At 67.1% G+C, this 7,427-nt stretch carries 8 protein-coding genes and 1 tRNA gene; 5 read left to right on the top strand and 4 right to left on the bottom strand.

Features of this window, described 5'->3' with window-relative positions; all coding sequences use genetic code 11:
• Together PYV00_RS05080 and PYV00_RS05075 are read left to right on the top strand one after the other, a co-directional pair.
• Positions 1–696: tyrosine-type recombinase/integrase (locus PYV00_RS05080; protein ID WP_275227188.1), on the top strand; the 696-nt coding region annotated here is incomplete at its 5' end.
• Positions 697–755: 59 nt separating this feature from the next.
• On the top strand, positions 756–995 hold the full coding sequence (locus PYV00_RS05075; RefSeq protein ID WP_275227187.1) for a hypothetical protein: 240 nt from the start codon (positions 756–758) through the stop codon (positions 993–995).
• A gap of 186 nt (positions 996–1,181) precedes the next feature.
• On the opposite strand, the gene PYV00_RS05070 is transcribed toward PYV00_RS05075, so the two are convergent.
• The 3 genes from PYV00_RS05070 to PYV00_RS05060 form a co-directional block, all read right to left on the bottom strand.
• Complete coding sequence (locus PYV00_RS05070; RefSeq protein WP_275227186.1) at positions 1,182–2,048, bottom strand: hypothetical protein; 867 nt, start codon at positions 2,046–2,048, stop codon at positions 1,182–1,184.
• Positions 2,014–3,351 carry a tyrosine-type recombinase/integrase gene (locus PYV00_RS05065; protein WP_275227185.1) on the bottom strand — a complete coding sequence of 446 codons (1,338 nt, stop codon included), beginning with the start codon at positions 3,349–3,351 and terminating at the stop codon, positions 2,014–2,016. The genes PYV00_RS05070 and PYV00_RS05065 overlap by 35 nt, the downstream gene beginning before the upstream one ends.
• Positions 3,352–3,500: 149 nt before the next feature.
• Positions 3,501–3,574 (bottom strand) — tRNA-Gln (locus PYV00_RS05060).
• A 137-nt stretch (positions 3,575–3,711) separates the two neighbouring features.
• Here PYV00_RS05060 and PYV00_RS05055 point away from each other — a divergent pair.
• Positions 3,712–4,923 (top strand): Ppx/GppA phosphatase family protein, encoded by a 1,212-nt coding sequence (locus tag PYV00_RS05055; protein ID WP_275227191.1) that lies wholly within the window; start codon positions 3,712–3,714, stop codon positions 4,921–4,923.
• Complete coding sequence (locus PYV00_RS05050) at positions 4,920–5,600, top strand: RlmE family RNA methyltransferase (RefSeq protein ID WP_275227184.1); 681 nt, start codon at positions 4,920–4,922, stop codon at positions 5,598–5,600. The genes PYV00_RS05055 and PYV00_RS05050 overlap by 4 nt, the downstream gene beginning before the upstream one ends.
• Positions 5,601–5,701: 101 nt before the next feature.
• Here the strand turns inward: PYV00_RS05050 and PYV00_RS05045 are convergent, their stop codons facing one another.
• The gene (locus PYV00_RS05045; RefSeq protein ID WP_275227183.1) at positions 5,702–6,382 is read right to left on the bottom strand and encodes a c-type cytochrome; all 681 of its coding nucleotides are present in this window, start codon (positions 6,380–6,382) and stop codon (positions 5,702–5,704) included.
• A gap of 120 nt (positions 6,383–6,502) precedes the next feature.
• On the opposite strand from PYV00_RS05045, the gene PYV00_RS05040 reads away from it, so the two are divergent.
• Positions 6,503–7,396, top strand: a complete 894-nt coding sequence (locus PYV00_RS05040; RefSeq protein WP_275227190.1) for a prephenate dehydratase — start codon at positions 6,503–6,505, stop codon at positions 7,394–7,396.
• Positions 7,397–7,427: the final 31 nt, after the last annotated feature.

Here is a 7,427-nt window from a genome sequence, read left to right as displayed (position 1 = left end):
CCGGCCGCGCAGCTGGGCAGGGCGATGGCCCGCGCGCGTCCGCCCCGGCCGCAGCCGGCGCTGACGTCGATCGAGGAGTGCCGGGCGCTGATCGCCGCCTGCGAATACGCGCGCGCGCGCGTATCTGTTTTGCTGGCATCGCGATTCCTGGCGCTGACCGCCGTCCGCCTGGAGGCGGTGCGGGGGATGCGCTGGAGCGAGATCGAGCCCGACGAGGATCGCGAGGGCCTGCAGGGTCGCTGGATCTGGCGCGTGCCGCCGGCGCGCATGAAGCTGGCGAGGGCGAAGAAGCAGGATGCGCGGTTCGCGCACCTGGTGCCGCTCTCGGCCGAGGCCGTCGCCGTGCTGCGCGCGGCCGCCAATTCGTATCCTGGCGATGCAAATTTGCATTCTCTCCCTGCAAATTTGCACGCCCTGGTCTTCCCCGGCCGCGATGGCGTCACGCCGATCGGCGAGGGCGCGATCGGCGCGCTCTATGCCCGCGCGGGCTTCGCCGGCCGGCACGTGCCGCACGGCTGGCGCTCGAGCTTTTCGACGATCCTCAACGAAACGATGCCGCCCGAATGGCGCGCCGATATCGACCGCGCGCTGGCGCACAGTCCCAAGGACAAGGTGGAAGCGGCCTACAATCGCGCGGCGCAGCTCGGCCGCCGGCGTCAGTTGTTCGATCGCTGGGGGGCGCTGCTCGCGGGCTAGCCCTGGCGCGGCCGTTAAACTACCAATTCGGCCCACGGCTTTGGCAGCGGGGAATTGAGGTGGCTCTTAGCGATTGGGAAGTGTCGGTCGTTGCGGTTCGCTCCTTGCAGGAGCTCATCGTCGCGATCGACGTGACGGTTGCCGGGTATGATCCTCGCATCGTGAAAGTGATCGACGCCTATCGTGCTGCCGTGAAGATGCTCGAAACCGCCGAGGAATTACCGACCGGTGATCAAATCGACGCGCTCATGTCGGTGCTGATCGCGGGAGGATCGCGGGTTCTCGAAGGTCCGCAATGATCGCCCGGTGCGGTTGAACGAACCGTATCGGCTTGGCACGAACCTTGCGCTTCCCCCCCTGGGAAGCCCTGGACCGGCGCAGCCGGTCCCGCACGCCGGTGGTTTCGGCGCTCCGCTGATGGCGGGAATGACCTTTCGGTCGGCGATTATCAGAACAAATTGACTCCTGAGGGCGCCAAAGCGCCCTCAGTCCTTTTGTCCTTGTTCTACAAGCCCGGAATCAGATGCATTCCTGATACTCGGGTCGACAAAAAAAGGGATGCCGAGACGGGCGTTGTAAGCACGCTGCGCGTCTGGATCATCGGGATGGCGCATGGCGGCCCACTGGCTTGTCGGGATGTCCCCGAAATGCGCCATTTCGGTTCTGACGAACTCCGCTTCGTCGATCAGAGTGTCGCGACGCTTGCGACCTGTCATGCGTTCGATCGTTCCCGCGAACCCCTTTGCGACGCGCTCGGCCAACCGCTGCGCGCGGTTGGGTACAGGCCCCGAGCCCTTGCGCTCGGGATGCGATTCCAGTGCGACCCCCTGGCGCTTGAGGATCTGCCGCAGATGAACCTGTGCCTCGAAGGGGAGGCGGCTGATTTCGAAGATGTAGCTGTTGGGCGCCTGCTTGCCCGATTCAGAGCGGCGGACCCAGTCGAGCCATTTGCTCTCCCGCAGAATTGCCATGTGCCGAATAGCGGTGATGCGGCAGATGCCGGCCGCCTTGGCGATCATGTCATATGTCGCCTCGCAAGTCCCGGTCGCGAAGTCCATGAGACTCAGGACGGCGCAAGCCGTTCGGGCATGTTCCCATCGCAGCCGGTGAACCTTCCCCCCCTTGTCGATGATCGTGCCCACCTTGTTTATCCAGGCGAACATGGTGTCGCGTATCCCGTTGATGACGACCCGGGCCTGACGGGCGCTGCCATCGCCGAACGGTCGGCCAACCTTTGTGCGTTCGTCATCGACATCGTAGCTTCCGCGCCAGATCGGTTGCCCGGTTTGTCGGAACACAACGGTGCTCCGGGATGAGCTAGTGAGCAGGTCTCCCATGGGGCGCGCCGTCATGCGCGGCCTCCTTGCGCACCGCGCGCCAGGGGCGCTGGTCGGGCAGCAGGGTCTCGGGGCCGGGCAAACCCTTCATCAGCAGGTCCGCCCACTCCTGGGCGATTTCGCGCCGGCGTGGCATGTACGCGGCGCGATTGTAGATCGGCTCGACCCCAGCCTGCGCGTGCGCCAGCATCAGGTCGATGATCGCGCGGTCGCGATCGCGTTCGTCGATCGCGGCCCGTTCGTTCATGATCGTGGAGAAGCTCGAGCGCCAGCCATGCGGGACGTGCAGGTTGGTGAAACCTGCGTCGCGGTAGATCTTGCTGATCGTGCCGTCGCTGATGGGCCTGCGCGGATCGCCGATGCCGGTGAACAGCCAGCGCGGTCCATCGCCAAATCGACAGGCCATGCTCTCGCCGATCGCCGCGCGGGCCGTCGCGGCCGCTTGCTGTGACAGCGGGATTACGAACTCCCACGTGACATCGCGCTTGCGTTGCCGCGTGAGCTTCATCTTGGCGGCCGGGATTCTCCAGATTGGCGCATCGCCATCGAGATTCTCGAACTCCTGCAGCTCCGCCATCCTGATCACGCCCGGCCGCGCGGCCGTTAGCGCGAGCAGGCGCGAGGCGAGCAGCGTCGACCAGTGGACGCCAGGAAGCGCCTCGGTCAGCTTCAGCACCTTGCGGACCTGCGCGAGCTTGATCATCGCCGGCCGCAGCTTGGGGTCCGTCGGCCGTAGTGCCTTGCGTATGATCGCCGCCGGATCGTATTCGGCAAGGCCCGACGCGATCGCCCAGACGAACACGTCCGAGATGTGATTGCGCACCCGGTGCGCCATGTCGTGGGCGCCGCGCTTCTCGATCGCCCTGATGGTGTCGAGCACCATGGCAGGGGTGATTTCCCTGACCGGCTTCGGGCCGATCCGCTTGAAGACGTTCTGTTCGAGACGGCTCAGCACCGCGGCCGAATAGCGTTCCGAAAGCGTCTTCGATCGGTCCTCGTGCCAGGCGCGCGCGGCCTTCTCGAAGCTGTTCAGCGCTTCCGCCGCCGCCTGAGCCTTGCGGCGCTGTTTCTCGGCCGAAGGATCGATGCCCTGGCGCAGTTGCATACGCGCTCGATCGCGCTCGTCCCGCGCTGCTTTCAGGGAGACTTCCGGGTAGGCTCCAATCGACAGCGTCTTTTCCCGGCCCGCGAACTCGTACTTGAGTCGCCAGAGCTTCGAACCGCTCTTGCGGACGAGGAGATAAAGGCCCTTTCCGTCGGAAAGTTTTCGGTCCTTCTCCCCCGATTCGCATTTCCGACACTCGGCGTCCGTCAGCATCGGGTATCCTTTCCGATACCCCGGACGATACCCCGGCACTGTCCGCGCTTGGATGCGACTCGATGCGACAACATGCGCCCCAAGTGACTGCAAACTCCGCAGAAACACAAGGCGTCCGCGACATCATGCGACAAAATGCGACTTGTTCCTGGATGCCCCGCGAGGATTCGAACCTCGATTGACGGAGTCAGAGTCCGTAGTCTTACCTTTAGACGACGGGGCAGCAGGGCCGCCCCTGTATGCGCGCAGGCGATTCGGGTCAAGACGGGTGCACTTGTGCGTTTGCTGGCAGCACGTTAGCATCGTTGTCAGGTGCCCGTCGCTTTCGGCGGGATGTTATAGAACAGAGATGTGAGTATCATGGCGGAGCACGATCCGCCGGCGATGGCGGTAACGGTAACGGAAGAGAAGGACGCACGGCGCAAGCCGGGCAGCGGCAGACAAGGCGGTTCTCCCTCCGACAAACCCGGACCGCGCCCGACCGGCGGCCGATCCAGCGATAACGGCAAGGCCGGTGACGGACGCGAAGTCGTCGCCCGTCCCAACCTGCATCGCCAATCCTATGCCGCGATAGACCTGGGCACGAACAACTGCCGCCTGCTGATCGCGCGCCCGTCGGGCGAGAACTTCACGGTGATCGACGCGTTCAGCCGGGTGGTGCGGCTGGGCGAGGGGCTGGCGCAGACCGGGCGGCTGTCCGACAAGGCGATGGACCGTACGCTGGCGGCGCTGCGCGTCTGTGCCGACAAGCTGATGCGGCGCAACGTCTACCTCGCCCGCTCCGTCGCGACCGAGGCGTGCCGCCGCGCCGAGAACGGCGCCGAATTCATCGAGCGGGTGCGCGAGGAAACCGGCATCGCGCTCGACATCATCAGCGCGCGCGAGGAAGCGCGGCTGGCCGTGCTGGGCTGCCACGTCCTCCTCGAAGAAGGCTTTGGCCCGGCGATGATCTTCGACATCGGCGGCGGCTCGACCGAACTGGTGCTGATCGAGAGCACCGATACCGTGCCCCGCATTCTCGACTGGCAAAGCGTGCCCTGGGGCGTCGTCTCGCTGACCGAGACCTGCGGGCCGGAAGGCGCGACGGCGCCGGCCCGGCTCGAACGCTACCGGCGGATGCACGGGCTGGTCAGGGACAGCTTCGCCGGCTTTGCCAAGCGCACCGCTTCCGCGCGCGAGAGCGCCTCGTGCGAGGGCGCCTTGCGGCTGCTGGGCACCAGCGGCACGGTGACGACGCTGGCCAGCCTCCATCTCGATCTGCCGCAATACGATCGCCGCGCGGTCGACGGGCTGATCGTGCCGGCCGATTCGATGCGCGCGATCAGCGAGCGGCTCTCGACGATGTCTATCGAGGAACGGCGCGAGCTGAACTGCATCGGCCGCGAGCGGGCCGATCTGGTGGTGGCCGGCTGCGCGATTCTGGAGGCGATTCTCGATCTGTGGCCGGCGGCCCGGCTGGGCGTGGCCGACCGGGGCATTCGCGAAGGCATCCTGCGCGGCCTGATCTCGGCGCATGGCCACGGTGAGCGGATGCGCGCCGAAGTGCAGAAACTGCGTGTTGGCCAGCGGTGACGCGTTCGGGGGGTGATCCGGGCGAGCGCCTGCGCAGCGCGAAGAAACGCACGACCAGCTCGGCGCGCTGGCTGACGCGCCAGCTCAACGATCCTTACGTCAAGAAGGCCAAGGCCGACGGTTTCCGCAGCCGTGCCGCCTACAAGCTGGCCGAGCTGGACGAGAAGTTCGCCCTGCTGGCGGGCGTGCAGCGCGCGGTCGATCTGGGCATCGCGCCGGGCGGCTGGAGCCAGGTGGTGCGCCAGCGCTGCCCCAAGGCGCGCGTCGTCGGCATCGATCTGCTGCCGACCGAGCCGATCGAGGGCGTGACGATCTTCCAGATGGATTTCATGGCCGATGAAGCGCCGGCCGCGCTGCGGGCGGCGCTGGAGGGCGAGCCCGACCTCGTCCTGTCGGACATGGCGGCGAATACCGTGGGCCACAAGCAGACCGACCACTTGCGCACCATGGGGCTGGTCGAGACCGCCGCCGATTTCGCCATCGAGACGCTGGCGCCGGGCGGCACGTTCGTCGCCAAGGTGCTGGCGGGTGGGACCGACACCGCGCTGCTGGCGCTGCTCAAACGCCACTTCGCCAGCGTCAAGCACGCCAAGCCGCCCGCGAGCCGCAAGGATTCGTCGGAATGGTACGTGATCGCCAAGGGCTTCAAGGGGCGTGGCCAGGGTCGCCTGACGTAAGGGAGCCGCCTGACGTCAAGGCGAATCGGGGGCCCGATACGACACGAAAAAGCCCGGCGCGGCGAATGCCGGCCGGGCCTTTTTTGATGCGGCTGGGCCGATCAGTGCGCCGGAGCGGCCGGGCTGGCGGCCGCGGCCGGAGCGGCGGCGGCGCCTTCGCTCGGCTTGGCGGCGGCGTCGGCCGGCTTCGCGGCGGCATCGCCGGCCGGAGCGGCGCCTTCGGCCGGAGCCTCACCCGCGGCGGGCGCGGCGGGCGCGGCCGGCAGCGGCAGGTTCGAACCCTGCGTGTTGAGATAGGCGATGATGTTGGCGCGATCCTCGGGCTTGGACAGGCCGGCGAAGGTCATCTTGGTGCCGGGCGCGAAGGCCTTCGGGCTCTTGAGCCATTCGTTCAGGTTGTCGAAGGTCCATTCGCCGCCCTTGCCCTTCAGCGCGTCGGAGAAGGCGAAGCCGGCCACGCCCTGGCCGATCGCTTCGCCGACCACGCCGTGCAGGTTCGGGCCAATGCCGTTCGCCCCGCCTTCGTTGATCGTGTGGCACGAAGCGCACTTGGCGAAGATCGCTTCGCCCTTGGCCGGATCGGCGCTGGCCAGCAGCGTGGCGATGGGCACGTCGCCACCCCCGGCGCCTTCGGCTTCGACGCCCTCGATCGCATAGCCCATCTCATGCGGACGATGCGGCTTGTCGGCCGTGAAATAGTGCGAACTGATGCTGGTAAGGCCCAGCCCGACAACGCCGGAAAACAGAACCCAACCGGCGATGGTGTTGAAACGGTCGTCCATTCGAGAATGCCCCGCAGGAATGAAAGCCTCTGGCGATTGGGCAGCGCTCTAGTGTTGCCGGCTGGCAAGCGCAAGAGCCATTGCGGTTATCTGCCGAGCGGCTTAAGCGCCGCAGCCGTCATGCATTCCTATCCCGAACCCGCCCTGGCCCTCGTCACCCAGATGACCGAGCAGGCCGCGAGCGATCCGGCCCGCGCCATGGCCTTCCAGGGCGCGCCCGGCTGCAACGGCCATCGCGCCGCGCTCGAATACGATCCCGATTGCCTGCCGCTGCCCTGTTTCAGCTTCGAGGACGCGCTGGACGCGGTGCGGGAAGGCCGGGCGGCGCGCGCGATCATCCCGATCGAGAATTCGCAGCACGGCCGCGTCGCGGACATTCATTTCCTGCTGCCCGAAAGCGGGTTGTCGATCGTGGGCGAGCATTTCCTGCCGATCAGCTATGCCCTGATGGGCCTGACCGACGGGCCGTTCGCCTGCGCCTACAGCCATCCGCAGGCGCTGGGGCAGACGCGGCAGTACCTGCGGCAGCGCGGCATCGTGCCGCTGGCCTATTCGGACACCGCCGGCGCGGCCGCGCTGGTCAGGGAGCAGGGCGATCCGCAGGCCTGCGCCATCGCGCCGCGCATCGCCGCCGAGCTTTACGGCCTGCGCATCGTCGACGAGGCGATCGAGGATGCGGCCGACAACACCACGCGCTTCGTCGTGCTGGCGAACGAGCCGCTCGATCCGGCCAGCCTGGCCGGCGGGGACGTGATGACCACGTTCGTCTTCGAGGTGAAGAATCAGCCCGCCGCGCTCTACAAGGCGCTGGGCGGCTTTGCCACCAACGGCGTCAACATGACCAAGCTGGAAAGCTACCAGAAGGGCGCGAGCTTTGCCGCGACCACGTTCTACAGCGATGTCCACGGTGCGCCGGGCGAGCCGCGTTTCGATCGCGCCATGGCCGAGCTGGGCTTCCACTGCCAGTATGTGCGCACGCTCGGCACTTATCGCCAGGCGCGCGCCAGGGGCTGAGCGCGACCGCGCTTGCGCGGGCAGGCGCGCC

This window comes from Novosphingobium album (ex Liu et al. 2023) (genome assembly GCF_029076845.1).
Taxonomy (GTDB): Bacteria; Pseudomonadota; Alphaproteobacteria; order Sphingomonadales; family Sphingomonadaceae; genus Novosphingobium.
This window is presented reverse-complemented; position numbering and strand designations above follow the sequence as displayed.

What these genes read in the sequence shown, in the direction of transcription:
- PYV00_RS05055 (WP_275227191.1), top strand. Translation starts at nt 3,712, where the DNA reads ATGGCGGAGCACGATCCGCCGGCGATGGCGGTAACGGTAACGGAAGAG.
- PYV00_RS05065 (WP_275227185.1), bottom strand. Translation starts at nt 3,351, where the DNA reads ATGCTGACGGACGCCGAGTGTCGGAAATGCGAATCGGGGGAGAAGGAC.
- PYV00_RS05045 (WP_275227183.1), bottom strand. Translation starts at nt 6,382, where the DNA reads ATGGACGACCGTTTCAACACCATCGCCGGTTGGGTTCTGTTTTCCGGC.
- PYV00_RS05040 (WP_275227190.1), top strand. Translation starts at nt 6,503, where the DNA reads ATGCATTCCTATCCCGAACCCGCCCTGGCCCTCGTCACCCAGATGACC.
- PYV00_RS05070 (WP_275227186.1), bottom strand. Translation starts at nt 2,048, where the DNA reads ATGACGGCGCGCCCCATGGGAGACCTGCTCACTAGCTCATCCCGGAGC.